Source organism: Brucella lupini, assembly GCF_002252535.1.
Lineage (GTDB): Bacteria > Pseudomonadota > Alphaproteobacteria > Rhizobiales > Rhizobiaceae > Brucella > Brucella anthropi.
Genome location: NZ_NNRN01000047.1, coordinates 72790 through 99333 on the forward strand (window position 1 = coordinate 72790; position 26544 = coordinate 99333).

Sequence of the window (26544 nt, forward strand, 5' to 3'; positions counted from 1 at the left end):
CACCGCGATTACGTACGCATGGATTTCGAGCGCACGTCCAGCCAGACGGCAACCAGAATGACCACGCCCTTGACGATGAGCTGATAGAAATAGGGCACCGACAGCATGTTCATGCCGTTGTTGATGACACCGATGATGAGCGCGCCCAGAATGGTGCCGACCATGGTGCCGACGCCGCCGGCAAGCGAGGTGCCCCCAAGCACGACCGCCGCAATGGCGTCGAGTTCATAGCCCATGCCTGCATTGGTCTGTGCTGAGGACAGGCGCGAGGAGAGGAGAATGCCGCTGATGGCTGCCATGACGCCGGAGAGCATGAAGACGATGATCTTGATGCGGTCGACGCGGATGCCCGAATAGATCGCTGCTTCCTTGTTGCCGCCCGACAGATAGATGCGGCGGCCGAAAACGGTCTTCGACAGCAGGATATAATTGAAGATGAACAGGATGCCGACGATCCAGATGATGATCGGCAGGCCGAGCCAGTTTTCCGAGCCGATGGCAAGCCAGGTATCGTTTTCGATGATTTCAGGCGCGCCATTGGTCGGCAGACTGACCATGCCGCGATAGATGCCCATTGTCGCAACGGTCACGATGAAGGATGGCAGCATCAGCTTTGCCGAAAGCACACCGTTCAGCCCGCCCATGATGGCGCCCGCCGCAAGGGTGAAAACGACGGTCGGCACGAAGCCGAAGCCCATGGCGAAGGCTTGCGCTGCCACCATGCCGGAAACTGCGATGATCGAACCGATGGACAGGTCGATTTCACCAAGCAGGATCACATAGGTCATGCCATAGGCGGCAACGGCAATCACCGCCACCTGCTGCATGATGTTCATGAAGTTGTTGAAGGCGAGAAAGCGCGGGTTCAGCACCGCAAAGACCACGCAGAGCACGGCCAGCGAGATGATGATACCGCCATACTGGCGAACCAGCGGGGAGCTGAAAAGCGAACGGCGGACTTCCGCGTCCACGGCTTTCTTCTGAATATTTTGTGCGTTGCTCATAGGTGCATTCCTGCTGCGTAGCTCATGACGGTTTCTGGCGTGAGGCCATCGGCATCGACAATGGCGGCGACATGCTTGTTATGCATGACGGCCACGCGGTCGCTCAGGCCCAGCACTTCCGGCAGTTCGGAGGAAACCATCAGGATCGCCGCGCCATTGGCGGCAAGTTCACGGATGATGCGATAGATTTCGAATTTCGCGCCGACATCGACGCCGCGTGTCGGCTCATCGAGAATGAGGATGCGCGGCTTTGTCTGCAGCCACTTTGCCAGCACGATCTTCTGCTGGTTGCCGCCGCTGAGTGACCCGGCAACCGTGTCGATGGATGCGGTCTTGATGGCCAGACGCAGCACTTCCGCCTTGGCGGCGGAGCGCTCCGCTTTCGAGCGCATGAGGCCGAAAGGCCCTGCAAGCTGGCCGAGCGCCACCATGTTGATATTGCGCTCAACGCTGTGTGGCAGAACGAGACCTTCTTCCTTGCGGTTCTCGGTCACGAAAGCAATGCCGTTGCGAATAGCATCGGTCGGTGAGGAGAGGGTGATGACCTCTCCGTCGAGCCTGATTTCACCCGTGGGCCGCAGCATACCGAACAATGCCTTCATCACGTCCGAACGGCCAGAACCGACCAACCCGAAAAGCCCCAGAACTTCGCCGGGTTTCACGTCGATGGAAACATCGTTGAATTTGCCCGCAACCGAGAGGTTCTTCGTTTCAAGTATGGGCGGCACGCTTGCCGATGGTCTCGGCGCTTCGCGCGGCGGATAGATGTCGTTCATCTCACGGCCGACCATCAGGGCGATCAGCCGCTCGATTGTGGTCTCGCTCTTTTCCGTGGTCGTTACATATTCGCCATCGCGAACGACCGTAATGTCGTCGGAAAGCCGCATGATTTCTTCCATGCGATGCGAAATATAAATAACGGCTGTGCCCCTGGCTTTCAGGCGCTCGATAATCGAAAACAGGATTTCCGCTTCGCTGTCGGAGAGCGATGAGGTCGGCTCATCCAGAATGACGACGTCAGCAGGCTGGCTCAGGCCCTTGGCGATTTCGACGAGCTGGCGCTGGGCAATCGACAGGTCGCCAACCTTTGCGCGTGCATCGACAGGCAGACCAAGCTCATCGATGAGCTTGTCGGCAGCGGCGTTCAGTTCGCGCTCCCGCACAAAACCGAAGCGGCTTGGCTCATGATTGGCGAAGATGTTCTCGGCCACGCTGAGATTGCGCGACAGGCTCAATTCCTGAAAGACGATGGCGATGCCATTTGCACGGGCATCGCGCGGGTCTTTCGGCGTATAGGTCGCGCCCTTGAGCAAAATGGTGCCGGAGGTTGGCTTGAAAACGCCAGCCAGAATCTTCATTAGGGTGGATTTTCCGGCGCCGTTTTCGCCAAGAAGCGTATGCACGCGGCCGCGACGCACGGTCAGGTTCATGCGCTTGAGCGCGATGACCGGGCCGAAGGATTTCGCCACATCGCGAATTTCAAGCACCGTATCCGGCAGGGCGTTTCGTTCGGATTTGGTGGCTGTCTCGGTATCTGTCACTTTGGGGGCCTCCACTCTCCGTTATTCAGTTTCGCAATGGATTTTAAGATCGATCCCGAGCGAAGTCTGCAATTCAAAAGGGTTGCGGCGGCGGCAAGGCGCGTGGTGTTCGCCGGGCCGCCGCACGCAGATAGGAAACAGCGACTGGGAGGAGTGTCGCTGTTTCACGCGGTGTTACTTGGTTTCGCCGTCCTTGGTGACGACGCCCGGAACGATTGGCTGCTTGGCTGGAACTTCCTCGCCCTTGATGACTTTGGCAGCGGTTTCAACTGCAACCTTGCCCATCTGGTCCGGGTACTGGGCGATAACGCCGACCATGACCGGGTCGTTTTTGACGGCATTGCGGGCTTCTTCCATGCCATCGAAGCCGATCACCTTGACCTGGTTTTCAAGCTTGGCCGACTTTACTGCCGAGGCAGCAGCCAGCGCAGCATCGTCACCGAAACCGAAGATGCCGACAATATCCGGATTGGCCTGAAGGATGTTCTGGGCAGCCGAAAGAGCTTCCGGACGGGTGATGCCCGGCTGGATCGCCACGATCTTGATGTCGGGATATTTGGCAATGCCCTTCTTGAAGCCTTCAATACGGTCCACAACCGACTGAACCGTCGGGTAATCGATCACAGCGACGTTGCCCTTCTCGCCGATGGACTTTGCCATCAGTTCGGCAGCCTTTTCGCCGCCTGCGAAGTTGTCCGTGCCCACAAAGGAGGTCACATCGACATTGTTGGCCGGTACGTCGACGGTAATGACCTTGATGCCAGCCTTTTCAGCCTTGTTGATGGCCGAGCGAACGCCCTTGCTGTCAACCGGCGAGATGATGATGACGTCAACGCCCTTGGTGATGAAATCTTCCACATCGGCAAGCTGCTTGCTCAGGTCCTGATTGGCGATGGAGACTTCCAGCGGCACATTCTCTGCCTGCGCTTCCTTTTTCATCGCGTCTGCGAGCGCGATGTAGAACGGATGCTGCTGGGTGAGAAGCGATGCGCCGATGCCTTCGGCAGATGCAGCACCTGCCATCATTGCCAGAGCTACACCGGAAAAGAGAATACGGCTGAGCGATTTGCGAAACATGATTTCCTCCGAATGACCGGCGCTCGCCGGGGCGTCCTTCTATGGGACATGAACAACGGTTTTCCTGCTGGTCCGTCAGTTGTCGCCAACTTCAAACCTCCCGAAGGGCAGGGCCTTCAGCTCGTGATTGAGCTCCCCTAGACATGCTAGAGCTTGTTCAGTGTGTCAATATAAAATTTTTCACGTGTAAAAATTATAACGATTGAATTTGGGCAGGTTACATAGGCGTGAACTGCATCAAGCACGTGAAGGCGTGGACTACTGATCACTGTTGTGTTGAAATTTGTTGCTTCTGGGCGGAAATAAATTTACGCATGAAAAGAAAAGTGGGTGGCGCCGAAAAATCGCTTCGATACCCCAATGGGAAAAGCAGGGCATGACCGAACAGAAGATCAGGACGATGGAAGAGTTCGCGGCGGCAAGCGGATTGTCTCGTCCTACGGTCTCGAAATATTTCGACAATCCTGAAAGCGTAAAGCCTTCCACGCGAGCTCGTATCGAAAAGGCGTTGAAAGACTATAATTATCAGCCCAACATTTTTGCAGTCAGCCTCAATCGCAAGAAGCCGAAGAACATCGGCGTTATCGTCCCGCATATATCCGATCCATTCTACGCGGAAATCATTCGCCAGATCGAGATGCGCTGTCTGGCGGAGGGCTACTGGACTATCGTGCTGTCATCTCATGGTGAGAGAAAACTCGAAGCGCGGGCGATGCGCACCTTGATGTCTCTCAAGATTGCGGGTGTTCTGATGGCTCCGCTCGGTTTCGATACGGATGAGAAGCTTCTTTCCAGTCTGTCGAACTCGACGCCTGCAGTTTTCCTGGACAGCCGTATCAGCGACGATCAGCCGTTCGTCGGCACGGATAATCGTCAGAGCATCGGGAATATCACCGAGTATCTCTATCGAACGGGGGAACACCCCTGTTTCCTCGAAATGCCGGCTGTAAACCAGAATGCGCTGGAACGGCGTTCGGCCTATATCGAAACCATGGAAAGGCTTGGCGTTGAACCAATCGTCCTTCCCATAGCCGCAAAGAACTGGAATTTCGAGGAACTGGGCTATCAGGAGGCAGGCCGGATTTTTGATCGCGGCGGGTTTCCGACGCGCACGGTTCTGTGTGCCAATGATCGTCTGGCTTTCGGCGTGATTTCCGCGGCATTCGAGCGTCGGCGCCATGTCGGGCGCGAGGAGGGCTGCGATCTCCGTGTCGCCGGTCATGACGACCATCCTCTCAGCCGCTTCACCTGTCCGCCGCTGACAACGGTTGCGCAGGATTATCGGCAAATCGCGCAACTGGGTCTCGATATGCTTTTCTCGCGGATCAATGCGCAGGAAAGCGGGGCAGCCGTCGAGAAGGAAATTCGCCGTCTCGATAGCCACCTCATCATGCGCGGCTCTGCGTGATGCCACCGAAAAGCCTCCTGAAAGCCGAAATATACACAGTTTTGCCATGCGTTCGCCGCAATTGATGGGCGAAAATACGCCTATTCGCGCAACGTTTCGCGTCTTCTGACGGCTCAAAGCTTCTTTTCGGCACTCTGCCTTAATTAAGGATGCCGTTTGGACTGAAACCAGTCCCTCCCGACCTTTCCGGCGAAAGAATTACTCTGCCGCTCCCTAGATTTTTTCCATGCTCGCCTATGTGGATATGTAGGCAGCAGGGAGTTGTGCGGCACACGGATTGCTGCAAGACTTGCAACCTATATCTGACCATATCTGGCCATATCTGGAATGCCTCGAAATTGGTGAGCGGTTAATCCGCCCGGCTTCCCTGCACATATGACGGGATGCCGGTTGTGCTAGAAGGGGGTAATGTCTTGCTTATCTGGTTAACTTCTATTGTTCTTTTCCTGATCGGGCTTGCGCTCGGCGCGGGAGGCATCTGGCTCGCCGCACTCGGCGGTAGCTGGTATTACATACTCGCAGCGATCGGCTTTCTGCTGACCGCCGTTTTGCTTTCCCGGCGCAGCGCTTCAGCATTATGGGTCTATGCGCTTGTCATTCTTGGATCGCTCGGCTGGGCCGTTTATGAAGTCGGCTTCGATTGGTGGCAGCTTGGCGCACGCGGCGGCATCATCGTGCTGCTCGGCTTCTGGATGCTGACGCCCTGGATCAGGAAACCATTGAATAACGGAGCAGGCGATAGCGGTCTGCCGCTGGCCGCAGCCTCGGTGATCGCAGTTGTGGTCGCAGGCTATGCGATAACACAGGATACCTACAATATTGCCGGAGACCTGCCGACGGAGAAGGTCGCTGCAACGCCCGATCTTGGCGGCAACATGCCCGATGGTGAATGGCATCAATATGGTCGAACGCCTTACGGTCAGCGCTATTCGCCACTGGCACAGATAACGCCGGAGAATGTCTCCAAGCTTCAGGTTGCCTGGCAGTATCAGACCGGCGATGTGAAGCAGCCGCAGGATGTGGGCGAAACGACCTATCAGGTCACGCCGCTCAAGATCGGCGATTCCCTTTATCTCTGCACGCCGCATAACTGGGCTATTGCGCTGGATGCGGCGACCGGCAAGGAAAAGTGGAAATTCGATCCCAAGGTCGGTTTCAATACAGACCGCCAGCACCAGACCTGCCGTGGTGTGAGCTACTGGAAAGATGCGACCGCAACAGCTGGAGCGAAATGCGCCGAGCGTGTCTATCTACCGACATCTGATGCACGATTGATTGCACTGGATACGGCCACCGGAGAAATCTGCACGGATTTCGCCAATGGTGGAACTCTCGATCTGAGCCACGGCATGAAATACAATCCGGCAGGGTATTACTACTCCACTTCGCCCCCTGCGGTCGTCGGCGACAAGATCATCGTTGGCGGTGCCGTCAACGATAATTATTCGACGGAAGAACAGTCCGGCGTCATTCGCGCATTCGATATCCGCACTGGCCAACTGCTGTGGAACTGGGATTCGGGCAATCCGGATGTCACCACGCCGCTGCCGGAGGGGGAGCACTACACGACCAACTCACCCAACAGCTGGTCCGTTTCAAGCGTCGATGAGAAGCTTGGGCTGATATTTGTTCCGCTCGGCAACAAGGTGCCCGACCAGCTTGGTATGGACCGCAGCGAGAATGTGGAGAAGTTTTCCTCGTCCATCGTCGCTCTCGATGTGAACACTGGACAGCTTCGCTGGGTGCGCCAGACTGTTCACCATGATCTGTGGGATATGGACGTTCCAGCCCAGCCGGTCCTGCTGGAAATCAACGGGGTTCCGGCACTGGTCGGACCGACGAAGCAGGGCGACCTCTATGTTCTGGATCGACGCACTGGCGAGCCGATCATTCCAGTCAGGGAAATTCCAGCTCCGACAGGCGCGATACCCGAGGACCATACTGCGCCGACGCAGCCGATCTCCGATCTTACTTTCAGTCCGCCGCCCTTGCGCGAAAGCGACATGTGGGGTGTGACGATGTTCGATCAGCTCGCTTGTCGTATCAAGTTCCACGAGCTGTTCTATGAAGGCCGATATACCCCGCCTTCGCTGCGCGGAACGATTGTCTATCCAGGCAATTTCGGTGTGTTCAACTGGGGCAGCGTTGCTGTCGATCCGGTGCGGCAAGTCATGTTCGGTATGCCGACCTATCTCGCCTTCACCTCGCGCCTCGTTCCACGCGCGGACATTCCGCCGAAAGGACAGGATGAAAAAGGAAGCGAGCAGGGCTTGAACCGCAACGACGGCGCGCCTTATGGCGTCTTCATGGGGCCGTTCCTGGGCCCGCTTGGCATTCCCTGCCAGACGCCGCCATGGGGTTATGTCGCTGGTGTTGACTTGCGAACCGGTAAGATTGCCTACAAACATCGGAATGGAACGATCCGCGATATGTCACCGGTTCCACTTCCGCTGAAGGTCGGCGTTCCGGGCATTGGCGGACCGATGATTACCGCAGGCGGCGTTGCCTTCCTTGGTGCAGCCGTGGATGATTATCTGCGCGCCTATGACCTGACTTCGGGCAAGCAGCTCTGGGAAGCACGGCTTCCTGCTGGCGGGCAGTCGACGCCAATGAGCTATACGGTCGGCGATCAGCAATTCGTTCTGATGGTTGCCGGCGGGCATGGTTCTGTTGGCACCAAGCCCGGCGATTATGTGATCGCCTATACTCTGCCGAAAGGCTGAGCTGGTGATGCGAAAGAAAAGCGCCGGGAGTGATCCCGGCGTTTTATTTGCAGACCTCAAATTTTACCGTGCAGCAATTCGCCTTTGCGTGGAGCCGGGCGTTTGCGGCTTTCCACGCTGTTTTCTGCAAGCTGGTGAATGATCGGGCAATCGGGGCGGTTGTCCCCGTGGCAGTTCTTCGCGAGGTAGCGCAGCGTATCAGCCATTTCCTGCAACTGACGCATCTTGGCTTCCAGCTCCTCGACATGGCCAAGCGCTACTTTCTTGACGTCAGCCGATGCGCGGTTGCGATCGCGCCAGAGCGTCAGCAGTTCCTTGATCTGTTCAACCTGAAAACCGAGATCGCGGCTGCGGCGGATGAAGCGCAGCGTCTCAACGTCTTTCTGCGTGTAGACGCGATAGCCCGAACCGGTTCTCTCGGCAGCTTCAATCAGTCCGATTGTTTCATAATGGCGGATCATCTTCGCCGATATGCCAGATGCTGCAGCTGCCTGCCCTATATTCATCCCGTTCCTCGCTGGCTGGTTATTTGCAAGGATATAGGGATGCAGAGACGTCTTTCAAAGAGGCTTATGCTGTCAGATGGCTCGTCCGGAACGTTTCATAAGGTAATGTTCAATTGCCTGAAACCCATCAAAGATGAGTATTGCAAGTGCGGCCACGACGAGCCCTCCTTGCAAAACAAAAGCAAGATTGTTGGAAATGAGCCCGGCGATGATGACCTCACCAAGCGTTCTGGCAGCGACAGTCGAGCCGATGGTAGCCGTTGCAAGGCCGATCACAACGGAAAGTCTGATACCCGCCAGAATAACCGGCATGGCAAGGGGAACCTCGACTTTCACGAGCCGTTGCGCGCTGGTCATCCCCATGCCGCGTGCAGCTTCGACAACCGGAGGCGGCAAAGTCGTTAGTCCCGTCAGCGTATTTTCAAAAATCGGAAGCAGACCATAGAGGAAGAGTGCAATCAGGGTCGGCTTGTCTCCGAAACCGAAGACCGGCACTGCAAGTGCCAGCACTGCAACGGGAGGAAAGGTCTGGCCGATATTCACAAGGCTGCGTGAGAGCGGCAGAAACTCCGCACCCTGCTTTCTGGTAACAAAGATTGCCATCGAGACGGCTACAATCGTGGATGCCAGTGCGGCCAGAGCGACCAGACCGAGATGCTGCAAAGTCAGTGTCACGAAATTTGCACGATCATAAATGACCGGGACGCCCTCATCGACAAGCGGTCGAAACAACGGCTCGAAAAGATGGGGCCGCCACAGAAATAGCAGCAGAACGCCCAGAAGCAGCGCACGCGGAACAAGGGACAGGAACAATTTCATGCCGGACGCTCTGCCTGATGCAGAAGCCTGTCGAGCGTGACTTGTCCAAGTGGCCTTCCATCATGGTCAAGAACGGGAAGGGCTTTGCGCCCTGACCACAGAAGCTCGGCAAGGGCATCGCGTTGCGACGCTGTTACCGGCATTGTTGCACCGCTTGCATCACCGGGCTGGAGCACGGTTTTAAGGTCCATGAGAGAGAGGAGGCGGAAAGGCCGTTCGCCCGTACCGACAAGACGTTCGACGAAATCGGTTGCCGGACGGGCAAGAATTTCTGCCGGTGGACCATATTGCAGCAATTTTCCGTCATCCATGACGGCGATACGATCACCCAGCGATATGGCTTCCTCCATGTCGTGCGTGACAAGGATTATGGTCGTGCCGAGCCGCTTCTGGATCGCCTTCAGATCTTCCTGCGCCTTGGCCCGGATTACCGGATCGAGTGCCCCGAATGGCTCGTCCATGAGAAGGATGTTCGGCCCGGCAGCGAGTGCGCGTGCCACACCGACGCGTTGCTGTTGCCCGCCGGAAAGTTCATGCGGGTAGCGGTCGCGATAGTCTGCCGGTTCAAGCTGGAAGAGGTCAAGCAGTTCATCCACGCGAGCATCGATGCGCTGTTTCTGCCATCCAAGCAGAAGGGGAACCGTCGCTATGTTTTCTGCGACAGTGCGATGCGGAAACAGTCCGTTCTGCTGGATGACGTAACCGATCCGCCGCCGCAGAACATGACCGGGTTCGTCCATGATGCTGCGGCCATCGATGCGGATTTCTCCGTCGGTCGGCTCGACCAGACGATTGACCATCCGCAGGAGGGTCGTCTTGCCGGAACCTGACGTCCCGACAATGGCAGCAATACTGTGGGGTTCGATGGTGAAGCTCACCGCGTCCACCGCTGCGCGTCCGTTATAGCGCTTCGTGATATGGTCGAATTCGATCATTGGGAGCTGCCTTTCCCGGTGATTTCTATCGCTGCATCGAGAATGACAGCAGCCGCAAAGGCGAGGAGAACGGTAGGCAAGGCACCCAGCAGAACAAGATCCATGGCCGTTTGCCCAATGCCCTGAAAGACGAATGTTCCGAAGCCGCCGCCACCAATCAATGCCGCGATGGTCGTCAGGCCGATATTCTGCACCATGACGATACGTATGCCGGTGAGAATAACGGGAAAAGCGAGCGGAAATTCCGTTTTGAAGAGGCGTTGCAGGCGCGTCATGCCCATGCCGCGGGCTGCGTCCGTTACCGGCTCCGGCACCTGTGCCAGCCCTGCGACGGTATTCGCCACGATAGGCAGCAGCGAATAGAGGAAAAGCGCAACGAATGCCGGTGCAGCGCCGATACCACGAATACCGATAGCACCCGCCCAGGGAAACTGCGTGGCGACCCAGCCGAGTGGCGCAATCAAAATACCGAACAGGGCCATTGACGGAATGGTCTGCACGATATTGAGGCTGTTAAGAACGAAAGCCCGCAACCCGGCCAAGCGATGGCAGACAAGCCCCAGCGGAATACCCACTGCGGTCGCCGCTGCAAGCGATCCCAATGCCAACGATATATGCCGCTCCGCTTCGTTCCAGAAGCTGTCCGCGCGGCTTTGATATTCCTTCATGAATGAGATGCTGTCCCAGAGGCCTGAGGAAAGCAGCGCGGCCAGGAGCAATCCTGCAATGACCAGCAGTCCGACCCGTAAAAACGGACCGGCACGCAGCCGGACCAGCCCATCCGCGACATAAAGTGCGCTCGCAAAAAACAACAGCCAAAAGCCGGAAGCCGGAGAAACGCGCGCATATCTGTTTCCTTCGGGCGACAGATATGACGCGGCCAGGCCGATTGCCAGCATGACGGATGCGAGGCAGAACAGAGCCGCGAACAGCCGCAACAAATTGTTGCTGCGGACAAAGCCGATCAGCAGTCCTGTCGCTACGACAGCGGCGAACAGCAGCGCCAATGAGGCCGGCAGGGCATCCAAAAGATAACGAGGCTCGCCTTGAACAATGCGGTTTGCCCGAAAGTTTGCGAATGGCAGAAGCAATCCCGATAAGGCGATTGCCGCAATGACCAGTCCGAGCTTGTCGATATATGCAAACAAGCCCCTCGTGCCATTTGCCTGGATCGTCTGGTGTGTTGCACTCATGCCCGGCAATTATCCGTTATCGCGCTCTCTACTTGAGAAATCCGTTGGCTTTAAGAAAATCCTCGGCAACCGCCTTTGCCGGTTCGCCACCCAGTTGCACGCGACCGTTGAGTTCCTGAAGGGTGGTCAGGTCGAGTTTCTCGAAGACGGGTTTCAGAAGTTCCTCGATCTTCGGATTTTTCTTCAAGACTTCCTCACGGATGATCGGGGCGGGCTGGTAAACCGGCTGCACATGCTTGTCGTCTTCGAGAACGACAAGTCCGGAAGGCGCGATGCCCCCATCGGTGCCATAGACCATGGCCGCGTTGGCGCCGCTGGTCTGGTTGGCAGCGGCAGCAATGGTTGCAGCCGTGTCCCCGCCGGAAAGTGTGATGAGCTGGTCGGGTTTCAGGGTGAAGCTATAGGCGGTCTGGAAAGCTGGCAGGGCTGCTGCCGAGTTCACGAATTCCGAGGATGCGGCCAGAATGACCTTTCCACCGCCTGAAATGTACTTTCCGAATTCGCTCAGGTTCGTAAGCTTGTTTTCGTCGGCGACATCCTTGCGCACTGCAATGCCCCAGGTGTTGTTTGCCGGTGAGGGCGCCAGCCAGACGATCTTGTTGGCATCGTAATCGAGCTGCTTTGCAGTCCCATAAGCTTTGGCTGGGTCTTTCCAGAGCGGATCGTCAGCCTTGTTGAAGAAGAAGGCGGCATTGCCCGTATATTCGGGATAGATGTCGATTTCGCCAGCGATGATCGCCTTGCGGACGACCGGCGTGGCGCCGAGCTGGATACGATCAGTGGTCTGGATACCATTCGCATTCAGAATGGCCAGAATGATGTTGCCAAGGACGCCGCCCTCAGTGTCGATCTTGGAAGACACGACCACCTGTGCCTGCGCGAGGCTGGAAAACTGAACTGCGCCTGCAAAGAGGGCAAGTGCGATGGCACTTCCCTTGAATAGGTTTCTGTACGACATGCTCATCATCCCATCGCGCTGGTTTTTCCTTGTGAAGGTAAACTATAGCGCCAACGGGAAAAGGAAACCGCCGTTCGACACCCCTCCTGACAGCAGGCTGGCAGGAGGGGTAATGTCAAAAGGCTGGATCAGGCAGCAAAATCGTTTTGCGTGCCGTGTGCTTCAATAGCCTGTGCAAGACGCTGCAGCGCATGGACATAAGCTGCCGAGCGAACCGTCACATTGTGCTGCTTGGCATGGTTCCAGATGGCGCGCCCTTCACGTTCCATGATGGTTTTCAGGCGCTCATGGATTTCTTCAAGCGTCCAGTAATAGCCCTGACGGTTCTGCACCCATTCGAAATAGGAAACCGTAACGCCGCCTGCATTGGCGAGAATATCCGGCAGAACGATGACGCCGTTATTTGCAAGGATTTCGTCTGCTTCCGGTGTCACTGGACCATTTGCAAGCTCGACAATAAGCTTGGCCTTGATGGAAGCTGCGTTGTCGGCATGGATCATGTTTTCCATGGCGCTCGGCACCAGAACATCGCAGTCGGCTGCAAGCAACTCATCGGGAGTGATGGCTTCATGGCCGTTCTTGCCAGCTGTCGAGACAACCGACTTGTTTTGTGCTTTCGCTTCCAGAAGCGCATCGAGATCAAGGCCGTTGGCGCAATAAACAGCACCGGACGAATCCGATACGGCAACGATCTTGTGACCATCGCTTGCCATCAGCTTGGCGATGAACTGACCGGCATTGCCGAAGCCCTGAACCGTGACGCGAAGCTGCGCAGCAAGGCCCAGATCGTGCGACAGATGGCGCACGAGATAGAAGCCGCCGCGCGCCGTGGCATCATTGCGTCCAAGCGAACCGCCAAGTGCCAGCGGCTTGCCGGTGATGACGGCAGGCGAGGATTGTCCGACGATCTGGGAATATTCGTCTGCCATCCAGCCCATGATCATGGAATTGGTATAGACATCCGGTGCCGGAATGTCGCGATCCGGCCCGATAATGCCGGAGAAAGCCTGGATATAGGCGCGCGAAAGACGCTCCAGCTCAGCCTTTGAAAGTTGACGTGGATCGACCTGAATTGCACCCTTTCCGCCGCCATAAGGCAGGTTCATGACGGCGCATTTGAAAGTCATCCAGAAGGCCAGCGTTTCAACCTCTTCCGCGGTCGATTCCGGATGATAGCGGATGCCGCCCTTCGTCGGTCCGCGCGTGTCGTCGTAGCGGCAGCGCCATGCAAGAAAGGATTTGCGCGAACCATCATCCATGCGGATCATCAGTCGCACTTTCATGGTCTCACGTGCATATTTCAGCTTCTCGATGACGTCCGCATCGATGTTGATGTGGCCTGCAGCCTCGTCCAGACGGACAAGTGCACTTTCGAGTAGATTCTCCTTAGTCACGGAATCACCTTTCTTGCGTTTCTTTTATTTTGGACGCGATTTTACGAAAGAATGCGTAGTCCTTTGCGCAATAAAAGAAAAGAGAAAAGGACAATAATGTTGTCCTATTTTACAGGGGCGATTTTTGAAACTGCTTTGCCGTCAGGTTGCAGACGCGGGCCCACTTGTATGAGGTGGGCGAGATGTCGCGAAATGGTGGGCATGTCGTATTTGTGGCGTCTTTTGACGCAAGCCTGCTGTCGGGTTTGAAACGGAAACAATAGAAATATCATCAAAGGCTTCGCTTGTGCCGACAGGGCGCTTGCGGTCGCGAAACTGGTGGTTGTCTATGTCCCGTTTTTCTGCAGCTTCTATTATTAAAAATGCGCTTTCCGGCAACAAGAACTGGAAGCCGCAATGGCCGAATGCCGAACCCAAGGCCGAATATGACGTGATCATCGTCGGCGCTGGCGGGCATGGTCTGGGTGCCGCCTATTATCTGGCCAAGGAACATGGCATCACCAATGTCGCGGTCATCGAAAAAGGCTGGCTTGGCGGCGGCAATACCGGGCGCAACACCACGATTATCCGCTCCAACTATCTCTATGATGAAAGCGCGCATCTTTACGAACATGCGATGAAGCTGTGGGAAGGCTTGAGCCAGGACCTCAACTACAATGTCATGTTCTCGCAGCGCGGCGTGATGATGCTGGCGCATACGGTGCATGATGTGCAGAGCTTCAAGCGTCACATCCATGCCAATCGCCTCAATGGCATCGACAATGAATGGCTGACCAAGGAGCAGGCGAAGGAATATTGCCCGCCGCTCGATATTTCAGCCAATGCGCGCTATCCGGTCGTCGGTGCCACCTTGCAGCGGCGCGGCGGCGTGGCCCGTCACGATGCGGTTGCATGGGGCTATGCGCGTGGTGCGACTGAGCGCGGCGTTGATATCATCCAGAACTGCCCGGTTACGGCCATCCGTCGCGATGTATCGGGCCGTGTGACCGGCGTTGATACGCCACGCGGTTTCATCAAGGCCAAGAAAGTGGCGGTCTCCGCTGCTGGCAGCACTTCCATTGTCATGGATACGGCAGGCGTGCGTATGCCGCTTGAAAGCTTCCCGCTACAGGCGCTGGTGTCCGAGCCGGTCAAGCCGATCTTCCCATGTGTGGTCATGTCCAACACGGTTCATGCCTATATCAGCCAGTCCGACAAGGGCGAGCTGGTGATCGGTTCCGGCACTGACCAATATGTGTCCTACAGCCAGCGCGGCGGCCTGCCGCTGATCGAGCATACGCTTGCGGCCATCTGCGAAGTCTTCCCGATCTTCACCCGTATGCGGATGCTGCGCAAATGGGGCGGTATTGTTGATGTCACGCCGGATCGTTCGCCGATTATCGGCAAGACGCCGGTGCCGGGCCTCTTCGTGAATTGCGGCTGGGGCACGGGCGGCTTCAAGGCGACACCGGGTTCGGCGCATGTTTTTGCGCATACAATTGCCTGCGACGAACCACACTGGATCAACGCACCGTTCACGCTTGAACGCTTCACCACCGGTCGCCTGATCGATGAAGCGGCTGCTGCCGCCGTGGCTCACTAAGGAAATAGGGGAAACACTAATGCTTCTTATCCGTTGCCCTTATTGCGAGATGGAACGCCCAGAGCTGGAATTCGCCTATGCGGGCGAAGCGCATATTGCGCGTCCAGCCGACCCATCGACACTGACCGATGATGAATGGCGCGACTTCCTGTTCACGCGCTCCAATCCACGCGGCACCCATTATGAACGCTGGCGGCATATCAATGGCTGCGGTCGCTTCTTCAATGCGGTGCGCGACACGGTGAGCGACAAGTTTGTCACCACCTACAAGGCCGGTGAACCCCGTCCTGCTTTGGCAGAAACTCCGGCTGCGGAGACAAAATAATGACCGATATGCGCATTCATAACAAAGGCCGTGTCAACAAGGCCAAGTCTGTTCGGTTCACCCTCAATGGCAAGACCTATTCCGGCTTTGAAGGCGACACGCTGGCTTCCGCCATGCTTGCCAATGGCGAACATCTGGCTGGTCGTTCATTCAAATATCACCGCCCGCGCGGCATTCTTTCTGCCGGTTCCGAAGAGCCAAATGCGCTGATGGGCGTCTCGCGTGGACCCGGCCGGTTTGAGCCGAACACCCGCGCAACGGTGCTGGAACTCTATGATGGCCTCAAGGCTGAAACCCAGAACCACTGGCCGTCGCTGAAGCACGATGTCGGCGCGATCAATGATGCGTTCTACATGTTCTTCTCGGCAGGCTTTTACTACAAGACCTTCATGTGGCCGAAAAGCTTCTGGAACAAGGTCTATGAGCCTTTCATCCGTGGCGCTGCCGGTCTTGGCAAATCGCCATCCGAACCGGACCCGGATACGTATGCCAGCCGCTATGCTTTCTGCGATGTGCTGGTTGCCGGTGGTGGACCTGCCGGTCTGGCCGCCGCCCTTGAAGCCGCAAAGAGTGGCGCGAAGGTCATCCTCGTCGACGAGCAGGCTGAATTTGGCGGCTCGCTTCTGTCGGAACCGGAGCCGGTCATCAATGGCCGCGCAAGCTGGGACTGGCTGAACGAAACCATAGAAGTGCTCAAGGCTAATCCGAATGTCACGCTTTTGCCGCGCACGACGGCCATTGGCTACTACCATCAAAACATGGTTGGCCTTTGCGAACGCCTGACCGATCATCAGGCCAAGCCTGCCTCCAATGCGCCGCGTGAGCGTATGTGGCGCGTGCGCGCAAAACAGGTGGTGCTGGCGCAGGGCGCGATTGAAAAGCCGCTGGTCTTTGCAGGCAATGACCGCCCCGGCGTGATGCTGGCATCGAGCGCACGCACCTATCTCAATCGCTATGGCGTCAAGGTCGGCAATCAGGCAGTCGTCGTCACCTCGCATGACAGCGCATGGCTTGCGGCTTTCGATCTCGCGGTCGCAGGCGTCAAAGTTCCAGCCATCATTGATGTGCGTTCAAACGTTGCGGACAGCCTCGTCAATCGCGCAAAAATGCTTGGCATTGAAACACTGACCGGCTGGACTGTGACGGATACTGGCGGGCGCCATCGCGTGTCGTCGGTTCGCGCTAATCCGGTTTCCAATGGCTCGGTCGGTGCTGCGCGCACGATTGCTTGCGATGTGCTGCTGATGTCCGGCGGCTGGAATCCGAGCGTGCATCTGTTCTCGCACACGAAAGGCTCTCTCGTCTGGGATGAGGCACGCCAGATTTATCTGCCGGGCGAACGCACCGAGGAAAGCCGCTGTGCCGGTGCAGGCAATGGCAATTTCGACCTGCAGGCTGCATTGCACGAGGGTGCGGAAGCGGGTGCCGCTGCTGCCAATGATTCCGGACACAAAGCCAAGGCGTCTGAATATGCGGTCGCCGGTGATTTTGTCTGCGACGGCGTAAGCTGTCGTGAACTGCCGACGGATCGGGATCCGGGCAAGGCCAAAGCTTTCATCGATTTCCAGAACGATGTGACTGCCAAGGATATTCGTCTGGCCGTGCGCGAGGGTTTCCATTCCATCGAGCACGTCAAGCGCTATACCACCAACGGCATGGCGACCGATCAGGGCAAGACCTCGAACATTAACGGTCTGGCGGTTGCAGCCGATGCGCTCAAGCGCCCAACGCCGCAGGTAGGTCTTACAACCTTCCGCCCGCCTTACACGCCGACGACCTTTGGCGCTTTCTGCGGTTACAATCGCGGCAAGCTGTTCGATGTCACGCGCAAGACACCGATCGATAGCTGGGCTGAACAGCATGGCGCAGCTTTTGAGCCGGTCTCACTGTGGCGTCGCGCATGGTACTTCCCGAAAACCGGCGAAGACATGCATCAGGCCGTGGCGCGTGAATGCAAGGCGACCCGCCAGTCGCTCGGCATGTTCGACGCTTCCACCCTTGGCAAGATCGAAGTGGTTGGCCCGGATGCCGCGGAATTCATGAACCGCATGTACACCAACCCATGGACGAAGCTTGGCATTGGGCGCTGCCGTTATGGTCTGCTGCTTGGCGAAGACGGCTTCATCCGCGATGACGGTGTTGTCGGTCGCCTGACGCAGGATCGCTTCCATGTGACGACCACAACCGGCGGCGCCGCGCGTGTTCTCAACATGATGGAAGACTATCTCCAGACCGAATGGCCTGACCTGAAAGTCTCATTGACCTCGACCACCGAACAGTGGGCCGTGGTGGCAATCAATGGTCCGAATGCGCGCAAGCTCATCGAGCCAATGGTTGAAGGTCTGGATATTTCCGATGAAGCCTTCCCGCATATGTCGGTGGCGGAATGCACATTCCTTGGCGTGCCAGCGCGTCTGTTCCGCATGAGCTTCACCGGCGAGCTGGGTTATGAAATCAACGTGCCTGCGCGGTATGGCCTGTCGCTCTGGAAGGCGCTCTATGAGGCCGGTCAGCAATATGACATCACGCCTTACGGCACCGAAACCATGCACGTTCTGCGCGCTGAAAAGGGCTATATCATCGTCGGTCAGGACACTGACGGCACGGTAACGCCGGATGATGCCAGCCTTGGCTGGGCTGTAGGCAAGCAGAAGCCGGATTTCGTCGGTAAGCGTTCGCTGGCGCGTCCAGATATGCTGAAATCGGATCGCAAGCATCTCGTGGGTCTGTTGACCAACGATCCGAAGCTGGTGCTGGAAGAAGGTGCGCAGATTGTTGCCGATCCAAAGCAGGCGCTGCCGATGACCATGCTCGGCCATGTCACCTCGTCCTATTGGAGCGAGGCGCTTGGTCGTTCCATCGCCATGGCTGTGGTATCAGGCGGCAAGGATCGTATGGGTGAAACGCTTTATATGCCGATGCCGGATGGCAGCGTACACGAAGCCACCGTTTCGGGCATGGTCTTCTATGATCCCGAAGGAAAGAAACTGAACGGATAAGTATTGAACCATGCTTGTTGAGACAAAACCTTATTCGAACCGCAAGGTCGTCATTCCCGGTCGTCTGGAAATCCATGCAGCGGATGACGCCGCCCGTTTCATCCTGCGCATTGCCCCGGCAAAACTCGCCTTGGCTGAAAAGGCGCTCGGCGCAAAAATCCCGGCCAAGATCGGTGGCCTTACGCGCACGGATGATATTGCTGTCAGCTGCATCGGACCGGATGAATGGTATATCTGGGCCGAGGAAGCCAAGGGCGCTGCCATCACGCAGGCCTTTGCCAAGCTTTATGAAACCGAACCGCACAGCCTGACGGAAGTCAGTCATCGCGAAACCGGCATCGACATTTCCGGCCCCCAGGCCGAATGGCTGTTGAATGCTGCTTCCCCGCTTGATCTTTCGCAGATGAGCTTTCCGGGTGCTGCCCGCACGATCTTCGATCATGCCCAGATCATTCTGTTGAAGTGGGATGCCGATCACTACCGGATCGAAGTGTGGAACTCATTCGCTGATCACGTCTGGACCTTGCTGGAACTGGCCAGCAATGAGGTCTAACACACCATTCCATTCATCAAATCGAGACTGAAAACGCCGCCCAACCGGGCGGCGTTTTTGCATTCAAAGCCCAAATTCGGTCTTGCCTTCCATAAATCCATATGTGAAGACTATATTCACATAAGAAATTCATGAGGAGGGAATTTCCCGATGTCGGAAAGCGAACTGCCGCTGAGCGGGCTTGTCGTTGTCGATATGAGCCAGTTTCTGTCGGGGCCTTATTGCTCGTTGCGTCTGATGGATCTGGGCGCGCGCGTCATCAAGATTGAACGGCCCGATGGTGGCGATCTCTCGCGCAGGCTTTATCTGAGCGACACGGAGATCGGCGGTGATTCCACGATTTTTCATGCGATCAATCGCGGCAAGGACAGCCTTGCGATCGACCTCAAAAATCCTGACGATCTGGCAGCATTGAAAAAGCTTCTCACACAGGCCGATGTGCTGATCCAGAATTTCCGCCCCGGTGTCATCAAGCGTCTTGGCCTTGATTACGAGGCAGCCAAAGAAATCAACCCGCGTCTCGTCTATGCATCGATCAGCGGCTATGGCGAAGAAGGGCCATGGGTCGGGCGGCCCGGGCAGGATTTGCTGGCGCAGGCGCGCTCGGGCCTCATGTGGCTCAATGGTGATGAGGGCCAAGGACCGGTGCCATTCGGTCTGGCGGTTGCCGATATGCTGGCGGGGGCTGCTGCGGCACAAGGCATTCTTGCAGCGCTGGTTCGCCGCGGCATCACCAATAAAGGCTCGCATGTCGAAACCAGCCTTCTCGAAGCGCTGGTTGATTTCCAGTTTGAAGTGCTGACCACCCACCTTAACGATGGTCGTCGCCTGCCAAAACGGTCCGATTTCCGAAGCGCCCACGCCTATCTTGCAGCGCCCTATGGCGTCTATCCGGCAGCGGACGGCTATCTGGCCATCGCCATGATGCCGATTGCGAAACTGGCGCCACTGTTGGAAGCGGACACGCTCGCCCCATTTGCGGATGATCCCAAAAGCGCCTTCGCAAAACGCGATGACATCAAGCGCCTGATCGCTGACCGCATTGCCGAGAAGACTGTCGATGAATGGCTCGCCATTCTGGAACCGGCTGATATCTGGTGCGCCCGCGTTCTCAACTGGGAAGAATTGCTCGCAAGCGAAGGTTTTTTGACCCTCGACATGCTCCAGACGGTGACGCGTGAAGATGATGTTTCCATCACCACGACACGTTCCCCACTGCGCATCAACGGACAACGCCCAAAGGTGGCACGTGCCGCACCGCGCATTGGCGAAAACAGCAAAGAAATTCGCGAGGAGTTCGGTCTATGAGCACGATCAAGCTTAAAGGCATGACCTGGAGCCATCCGCGCGGCTATGATCCGATGGTTGCAGGTGCCGCACAATGGCTCGCGGACAAAGGCGTCGAAATCGAGTGGGAAAAGCGGTCGCTACAGGATTTCGAGACCTTTCCGGTTGAGGAACTGGCACGCAATTTCGATATGATCGTGATTGACCATCCGCATGTGGGCCAGATCACCAAGGAAGGTTGTCTGCTGCCGCTTGATGTGCCGGGCCGCGAAACGGAACTGAAGGCGCTTGCCGATGGCTCTGTGGGCCAGTCCTTCCCAAGCTATAACTGGCAGGGGCGGCAATGGGCGTTTCCGCTCGATGCAGCAACACAGGTTCAAGCATGGCGTCCGGACCTGATGGATAAACCAGCCACTTCATGGAGCGAGGTGCTGCGTCTTGCCCGCGCCGGGAAAGTTCTGCTTCCACTGCGCTCGCCGCATTCGCTGATGTGCTTCTATACTCTCGTTGCCAATGCTGGAACGCCGTGCGCGGTCGAAGGCGAGCTGATCTCTGTTGAGGATGGTGTCAAAGCTTTCGAGCAACTGCGCGAGATCGCTTCGCTGGTAAAGCCGGAATGCTTCGGCATGGATCCGATTGCCGTGTTTGAAGAAATGGCAGAGCTGGAATCCGAAATCGCGTGCTCACCGCTGATCTACGGCTATGTGAATTATGCCATGCCGGGTTTCCGCGACCGCCTGATCCGCTTTGCCGATATTCCAGCGGGCGCGGCAGGTGTTGCGGGTTCGGCTCTGGGAGGCACGGGCATTGCCGTTTCAGCCTTCAGCAAGCATCCGGAAGCTGCTATCGATTTTGCCTATTGGATTGCAAGCGGTGACGTACAGAAGGGGCTTTATGCGGCTTCCAACGGTCAGCCGGGACATGCGGATGCATGGGAAGACGATGCTGTGAATTCGTCGACGTCTGACTTTTATCGCGACACGCGCGCGACGCTGGAAGGCGCATGGGTACGTCCGCGTCACGATGGCTATATGCCGTTTCAGGAAGCGGCGTCGGAACGCATCAACAAAGGCTTGCTGGACAATGAGAAGGCGGAAGATGTCGTTGCCGATCTCAACCGGCTTTTCCGCGAAAGCTTCTGATTTATATGGAAAGGCTGGCCGCTGCCGCCAGCCTGATGAATTTTACAGTTTCCAGAGGCGCGTTGCATTCTCGGAGAGAAGCAGCGCTTTTTCGTCTTCGCTGCATCCTTCAAGAAGCGCATGGGTTGTCGCCACCCATGTCGAAAGCCCGGCATCGACATTGCTTGCTAGCGTGCAGACGGGCCAGTCGCTGCCCCACACAATCCGCTCCCAACCGAAGGCCTGAATGACGTGCTCCACATAGGGGCGCACGGTGTCGACGGTCCAGCTTGTCTGCTCGGCATAGGCCACTACGCCGGAAATCTTTGCCGTCACATTGTCGCGCTGCGCAATCTCGGTAATGCCCTTCTGCCAGACTTCCAGCGCACCTGACTTGATGTCTGGAACGCCGCAGTGATCGAGCACGAATTGCACGTTCGGCGCTAGATCGGCCAGCGCAAGTACCTTGTCGATCTGATGTGGGAGTGTGCAGAGATCAAAGGTCAGGCCAGTGCCTTGCAACCGCTTGATATTCTCGCGGAAAAGAACACCCTCGGAAACGTCATCAGGTACGACATGCAGCACACGACGAAACCCTTTGACAAAAGGATTGCCAAGCTGCAATTCGAGATATTCCGCAAATCCCGGCTCTTCCGGGCGGCACGAGGCGATTGCACCCTTGATGAAACCGCCCGATCTTCTGGAAATCTCCTGAACGTGGTCCGTTTCAGCCTGAATGGCATCGGCTGCCACATCCACTTCCATATGCAGTGCTGCTGTAATGCCGCAGCGCTCAGCCTGCTTCCGATAGGTCTCGAACAGAAAGTCGTGGTTGAGCGCCGGGACATCCCCCAGCCATGGGTAAGTCAGTGCGCTTTTGTCTATCAGATGCAGATGGGTATCGATAATCATGAAAACTCTCCTCCATTGACATACTTTCAAAAAAGAAGAGAGTTTTCAAATAAGAATTACCGGCATTGCTTAGTCGGCTGTCCCTATGTCGGAGCCGACCAGTTTCGACAGGTCTTTGACGGTCTTTTGCAGTAAGCTGATGGTCTGCGTAATGTCGGGTGCTGAAGCCGAATTGACGAGTGTCACATAGGGACAGGTCAGTGATGCAATGCAAGTACCATCCGGGCCGAGAATCGGGGCCGAGAGATTGTAGACGCCTGCCACCTGAGCGCTGGGCATCATTTCATAGCCACGTTCGCGAATCTGGTCGAGGCGCTCGTAGAAACTCTCATCGAGCTTCACGCTTTCACCGTCTTTTGCATATTCGGCAATCATCATCTTGCGTTCTTCCGGTGACCGGAAGGCGAGAAGCACATGGCCGGAACCGGTATCGAACAGGCTGATATGCGAACCGACGCGGATTGAGATGCCCCAGTAATCCGGAGCCTCCTGCTGTGCAATGACAACGACGGAACCACGATCAAACACGGCAAGCTGGTTGGCCTGCTTTGAGCGGTCGGCAAGTTCACGCATGAAAGGCGTGGCAAAGGATGCAAGTCTGCGCACCGGTGCATGAAGGTGTGCAAGACCGAACAGCTTGAGCGTCAGTGAATAGCGGTCGCCCTCGAGCTTGGTCACGTAACCGCGCTTCACCAGGCGATCCAGCATCCGGTAAAACTCGTTGGGGCTGCGGTCGAGGTGTTTGGCAATTTCTGCCTGTGTCAGCCCGCCATCCACGCTCGCAAGCAGTTCCAGAATATCCAGTCCCTTGTCCAGCGCGGGGGCGCGGTAGCGATCGTCTGTTTCCAAGTTGGCTCCCCTCATGAATATCCCTCTTCATATACGAACAACCCGGAATGCGAAAGTCGCAAATGTGCGGAAACTCGCCTTGACCGGTTTTGAATAATATGTTTGCATATAAATACCAAATTCACAATTGGGGGCGGACCGGGGAAAAGTCCGTCGTGAGGAGGAGAAGCATGATGAGTTTCAAAACGTCCTGCCTGGCGGGAACGGCTCTATTGGCATTGGCAGTGGGTTCCGCTGGTGCGGCCGATTTGCCGGGTAAATTTGAAGGCGTGACGGTAAACGCCAAGCTGATCGGCGGTCAGCAGTATGAAGCGCTGTATTCGCGCATTGCCGAATGGGAAAAAGCGACCGGTGCCAAGGTCAACATCCTGTCCAAGAAGAACCACTTCGAACTGGACAAGGAAATCAAGTCGGACATCGCGTCGGGCTCGATCAACTGGTGCGTCGGCTCCAACCACTCGTCTTTTGCGCCGCAATATCCTGATCTCTATGCCGACCTCAATGGTTTGCTTCCGAAAGAAGAAATCGAAGGTTTCGTGCCATCGGTGATCAAGGCTTCGACGCTTAACGACAAGCTGGTCATGCTGCCGCGCGCGCAGTTCGACGTCTCGGCGCTCTACTATCAGAAGAGCCTTTACGAAGACGACGCCAAGAAGACTGCGTTCAAGGAAAAATACGGCTACGATCTGGCGCCGCCAAAGACCTGGAAAGAAGTTTCCGATCAGGCTGTGTTCTTTGCCGATCCACCGAATTTCTACGGCACGCAGTTTGCGGGCAAGGAAGAAGCCATCAATGGCCGCTTCTATGAAATGCTGGTCGCAGAAGGCGGCGAATATCTCAAGGACGGCAAGCCAGCTTTCAATTCCGAAGCCGGTGTCCGTGCGCTCGACTGGTTCGTCAATCTTTACAAGGCCAAGGCCGTTCCTGCAGGCACCACCAACTATCTGTGGGATGAGCTGGGCGCGGGCTTTGCATCCGGTACCATCGCAATCAATCTGGATTGGCCGGGCTGGGCGACCTATTTCAACGATCCAAAGTCGTCGAAGGTCGCAGGCAATGTCGGTATCGTTCCGCCTCCGACAGGTTCTTCCGGCAAGCGCACCGGCTGGTCGGGCCATCACGGCTTCTCGGTCACCGAATCCTGCGGCACCAAGGAAGCGGCTGCTTCGCTCGTCTGGTTCCTGACCAATGAGGATTCGCAGAAGCAGGAATCGGCTGCTGGCACGCTGCCAACCCGTACGGCTGTCTGGGATTATGTCATCGAACAGGCTGCTTCCGATCCATACAAGAAGGAAGTGCTCTCCGTGTTCCAGGAAACGGCAAAGACCGCTTTCCCTGTTCCGCAGACCCCATCCTGGATCGAGATTTCCAACGCTGTTTATCCCGAACTTCAGGCAGCTATTCTTGGCGACAAGACCTCGCAACAGGCGCTTGACGATGCAGCCAAGAAGGCAACGCAGATCCTTGAGGATGCTGGCGAACTCTAGTCTCGCTTTGTGACTTCATGGCCCGCCTTTGGGAAACCAATTGGCGGGCCGTTTTGACAGGTTTTCTGGCTGATCCACCGCTTCGGAAGAACAATGTTTAAACGAATTTCCCCGCCGGTTCTGCTTTTGCTTCCGGCCATTATCATCCTCGCAGCGGTGGTTCTGTTTCCCCTCGCGCTTTCGCTTTATTCAAGCTTCACGCCATTCCGGCTGACGCGCCCTGACAGCCTGTTCAACTTCATCGGCTTGCGCAACTATCAGCGCATCATGAGTGATTGGGTGTTCTGGGCTGCATTCATCCGCACGGTGATTTTCCTCACCATCGCGCTCAATCTGGAAATGCTGCTCGGCCTTGGCTTGGCGCTGCTCATCAATAAGGCCACCCACGGTCAGCGTGTTTTGCGCACGCTGATGATGTTCCCGATGATGTTTTCGCCGGTTCTCGTCGGCTTCCAGTTCAAGTTCATGTTCAACGACAATATCGGTCTCGTGAACAATGCGCTGCAATCTCTGGGCATCACCAGCCAGGCTATTCCATGGCTGATCGACGGCAATCTGGCGCTGTTTGCGATTTTGCTGGCAGAAGTCTGGATGTCGACCTCGGTGTTCGCGATCCTTATTCTGGGCGGTCTTCTGTCCATGCCGCAGGACCCGGTTGAAGCCGCGCGCGTCGATGGCTGCACGCCATGGCAGACATTCCGCTATGTCATCTGGCCTTATCTGATGCCGTTTGCTTTCATCGCAATGACTATCCGTTCGCTGGATGTGGCCCGTGCCTATGACATCGTGAAAATCATGACCGATGGTGGCCCGGCACGCCGAACCGAGCTGATCTGGACGCTGGTTGGACGCACCGCCTATTCGGATGCGCAGATGGGCTTGGCCAATGCCATGGCCTATGTCGCGATCCTGCTCTCGATCCTCTTCACCGTAATGTTCTTCCGCAAGCTTGCAGCCGCACGCGCGCAAATTGGAGCGGAGTGGTAATCATGGCATCAACAACGCTCTCCAATAACCAGCATCGCCTGCTGCGTCGCGTCAAGAAAGTCGCCTATCTTATCGGCCTGTTTCTCGCGATGGCGATCATTTGCCTGCCCGGTCTGTGGATCGTGCTGTCCTCGCTGCGTCCGCCGGTTGAAATCATGGCAAAGCCGCCGGTCTGGATTCCGCAGGAAATCACCTTCGAGGCTTATCGTGCGATGTTCTCAGGCGCAGGCGGCGGCGGTATTCCTGTCTGGGATTATTTCCGCAACTCGCTGATTATCTCGGTCACATCCACCATCATCGCACTGATTGTCGGCGTTTCGGGTGGCTATGCCTTCGCGCGCTTTCGCTTCTGGGGCAAGTCGACAACCTTCCTCGGCCTCATGCTGACGCGCTCGGTGCCGGGCATTGCCCTGTCGCTGCCGCTCTTCATGCTCTATTCGCGCATCGGCATCATCGACACGCATTTTGGTCTCATCGTCACCTATGTGGCGCTCAATGTGCCATTCACGATCTGGCTGATCGACGGTTTTTTCCGTCAGGTGCCGAAGGATCTGGCGGAAGCAGCCCAGATTGACGGCTGCACACGCTGGCAGGCCTTCTGGCAGGTGGAGTTTCCACTCGCTGGTCCCGGCATTGCGACCGCAGGCATCTTTGCCTTCCTCACTTCATGGAACGAATATGCGCTGGCTTCCCAGCTCACCCGCTCGGTCAATTCCAAGACCCTTCCTGTTGGTCTTCTTGATTACACCGCTGAATTCACCATCGACTGGCGCGGCATGTGTGCGCTGGCGGTCGTGATGATTATTCCGGCGCTGACCCTCACATTCATCGTCCAGAAGCATCTTGTTGCTGGTCTGACGTTCGGCGCGGTTAAAGGTTGATAT

General features: G+C 56.7%; 22 protein-coding genes. 11 read left to right on the forward strand and 11 right to left on the reverse strand.

The window, feature by feature from the left end; all coding sequences use genetic code 11:
- Positions 1–8: 8 nt before the first annotated feature.
- From CES86_RS14245 to CES86_RS14255, 3 genes are all read right to left on the reverse strand, one after another.
- On the reverse strand, positions 9–1004 hold the full coding sequence (locus tag CES86_RS14245; protein WP_029925857.1) for an ABC transporter permease: 996 nt from the start codon (positions 1002–1004) through the stop codon (positions 9–11).
- Entirely contained in the window at positions 1001–2545 is a 1545-nt protein-coding gene (locus CES86_RS14250) for a sugar ABC transporter ATP-binding protein (protein WP_011982476.1), read from the reverse strand. The genes CES86_RS14245 and CES86_RS14250 overlap by 4 nt, the downstream gene beginning before the upstream one ends.
- Before the next feature lie 174 nt (positions 2546–2719).
- A complete protein-coding gene (locus CES86_RS14255; RefSeq protein WP_071631883.1) occupies positions 2720–3622 on the reverse strand; it encodes a substrate-binding domain-containing protein in 903 nt (300 codons plus the stop codon).
- 376 nt (positions 3623–3998) lie between these two features.
- Between CES86_RS14255 and CES86_RS14260 the strand changes: the two genes are divergently transcribed.
- Positions 3999–5030, forward strand: a complete 1032-nt coding sequence (locus CES86_RS14260) for a LacI family DNA-binding transcriptional regulator (RefSeq protein WP_094514726.1) — start codon at positions 3999–4001, stop codon at positions 5028–5030.
- A 413-nt stretch (positions 5031–5443) separates the two neighbouring features.
- The gene (locus tag CES86_RS14265) at positions 5444–7753 is read left to right on the forward strand and encodes a glucose/quinate/shikimate family membrane-bound PQQ-dependent dehydrogenase (protein ID WP_094514754.1); all 2310 of its coding nucleotides are present in this window, start codon (positions 5444–5446) and stop codon (positions 7751–7753) included.
- Between the two features lie 56 nt (positions 7754–7809).
- Here the strand turns inward: CES86_RS14265 and cueR are convergent, their stop codons facing one another.
- From cueR to CES86_RS14295, 6 genes are all read right to left on the reverse strand, one after another.
- Positions 7810–8259: a Cu(I)-responsive transcriptional regulator gene (gene cueR / locus CES86_RS14270; RefSeq protein WP_010658066.1), complete on the reverse strand. Its 450-nt coding sequence runs from the start codon at positions 8257–8259 to the stop codon at positions 7810–7812.
- A gap of 72 nt (positions 8260–8331) precedes the next feature.
- A complete protein-coding gene (locus CES86_RS14275; protein ID WP_040128950.1) occupies positions 8332–9078 on the reverse strand; it encodes an ABC transporter permease in 747 nt (248 codons plus the stop codon).
- The gene (locus CES86_RS14280) at positions 9075–10013 is read right to left on the reverse strand and encodes an ABC transporter ATP-binding protein (RefSeq protein ID WP_094514728.1); all 939 of its coding nucleotides are present in this window, start codon (positions 10011–10013) and stop codon (positions 9075–9077) included. Before CES86_RS14280 ends, CES86_RS14275 begins: the two co-directional genes overlap by 4 nt.
- Entirely contained in the window at positions 10010–11206 is a 1197-nt protein-coding gene (locus tag CES86_RS14285; protein ID WP_094514729.1) for an ABC transporter permease, read from the reverse strand. Before CES86_RS14285 ends, CES86_RS14280 begins: the two co-directional genes overlap by 4 nt.
- 28 nt (positions 11207–11234) lie before the next feature.
- Positions 11235–12164, reverse strand: a complete 930-nt coding sequence (osmF, locus tag CES86_RS14290) for a glycine betaine ABC transporter substrate-binding protein OsmF (protein ID WP_011982482.1) — start codon at positions 12162–12164, stop codon at positions 11235–11237.
- A gap of 128 nt (positions 12165–12292) precedes the next feature.
- The gene (locus CES86_RS14295) at positions 12293–13558 is read right to left on the reverse strand and encodes a Glu/Leu/Phe/Val family dehydrogenase (RefSeq protein ID WP_011982483.1); all 1266 of its coding nucleotides are present in this window, start codon (positions 13556–13558) and stop codon (positions 12293–12295) included.
- A gap of 328 nt (positions 13559–13886) precedes the next feature.
- Between CES86_RS14295 and CES86_RS14300 the strand changes: the two genes are divergently transcribed.
- The 6 genes from CES86_RS14300 to CES86_RS14325 all read left to right on the forward strand — a co-directional run bounded on the left by CES86_RS14300 (position 13887) and on the right by CES86_RS14325 (position 21446).
- Complete coding sequence (locus tag CES86_RS14300) at positions 13887–15140, forward strand: sarcosine oxidase subunit beta family protein (protein WP_094514731.1); 1254 nt, start codon at positions 13887–13889, stop codon at positions 15138–15140.
- 19 nt (positions 15141–15159) lie between these two features.
- A complete protein-coding gene (locus CES86_RS14305; RefSeq protein WP_010658073.1) occupies positions 15160–15465 on the forward strand; it encodes a sarcosine oxidase subunit delta in 306 nt (101 codons plus the stop codon).
- Positions 15465–18464, forward strand: a complete 3000-nt coding sequence (locus tag CES86_RS14310; protein WP_094514732.1) for a sarcosine oxidase subunit alpha — start codon at positions 15465–15467, stop codon at positions 18462–18464. Before CES86_RS14305 ends, CES86_RS14310 begins: the two co-directional genes overlap by 1 nt.
- A gap of 10 nt (positions 18465–18474) precedes the next feature.
- Positions 18475–19017 carry a sarcosine oxidase subunit gamma gene (locus tag CES86_RS14315; protein WP_094514733.1) on the forward strand — a complete coding sequence of 181 codons (543 nt, stop codon included), beginning with the start codon at positions 18475–18477 and terminating at the stop codon, positions 19015–19017.
- A gap of 150 nt (positions 19018–19167) precedes the next feature.
- On the forward strand, positions 19168–20325 hold the full coding sequence (locus tag CES86_RS14320) for a CaiB/BaiF CoA transferase family protein (RefSeq protein ID WP_094514735.1): 1158 nt from the start codon (positions 19168–19170) through the stop codon (positions 20323–20325).
- Positions 20322–21446, forward strand: coding sequence for an extracellular solute-binding protein (locus CES86_RS14325; RefSeq protein ID WP_094514736.1), 1125 nt, complete (start codon positions 20322–20324; stop codon positions 21444–21446). The genes CES86_RS14320 and CES86_RS14325 overlap by 4 nt, the downstream gene beginning before the upstream one ends.
- Before the next feature lie 42 nt (positions 21447–21488).
- Here CES86_RS14325 and CES86_RS14330 read toward each other — a convergent pair whose 3' ends face one another.
- Together CES86_RS14330 and CES86_RS14335 are read right to left on the reverse strand one after the other, a co-directional pair.
- Positions 21489–22337: an amidohydrolase family protein gene (locus tag CES86_RS14330; protein WP_094514738.1), complete on the reverse strand. Its 849-nt coding sequence runs from the start codon at positions 22335–22337 to the stop codon at positions 21489–21491.
- A 69-nt stretch (positions 22338–22406) separates the two neighbouring features.
- Positions 22407–23201, reverse strand: a complete 795-nt coding sequence (locus tag CES86_RS14335) for an IclR family transcriptional regulator (protein ID WP_040129995.1) — start codon at positions 23199–23201, stop codon at positions 22407–22409.
- Positions 23202–23356: 155 nt separating this feature from the next.
- Between CES86_RS14335 and CES86_RS14340 the strand changes: the two genes are divergently transcribed.
- The 3 genes from CES86_RS14340 (at position 23357) to CES86_RS14350 (ending at position 26541) form a co-directional block, all read left to right on the forward strand.
- Positions 23357–24673: an ABC transporter substrate-binding protein gene (locus CES86_RS14340; RefSeq protein WP_094514739.1), complete on the forward strand. Its 1317-nt coding sequence runs from the start codon at positions 23357–23359 to the stop codon at positions 24671–24673.
- Between the two features lie 93 nt (positions 24674–24766).
- The gene (locus CES86_RS14345; RefSeq protein ID WP_010658081.1) at positions 24767–25660 is read left to right on the forward strand and encodes a carbohydrate ABC transporter permease; all 894 of its coding nucleotides are present in this window, start codon (positions 24767–24769) and stop codon (positions 25658–25660) included.
- A 2-nt stretch (positions 25661–25662) separates the two neighbouring features.
- On the forward strand, positions 25663–26541 hold the full coding sequence (locus tag CES86_RS14350) for a carbohydrate ABC transporter permease (RefSeq protein ID WP_040129991.1): 879 nt from the start codon (positions 25663–25665) through the stop codon (positions 26539–26541).
- Positions 26542–26544: the final 3 nt, after the last annotated feature.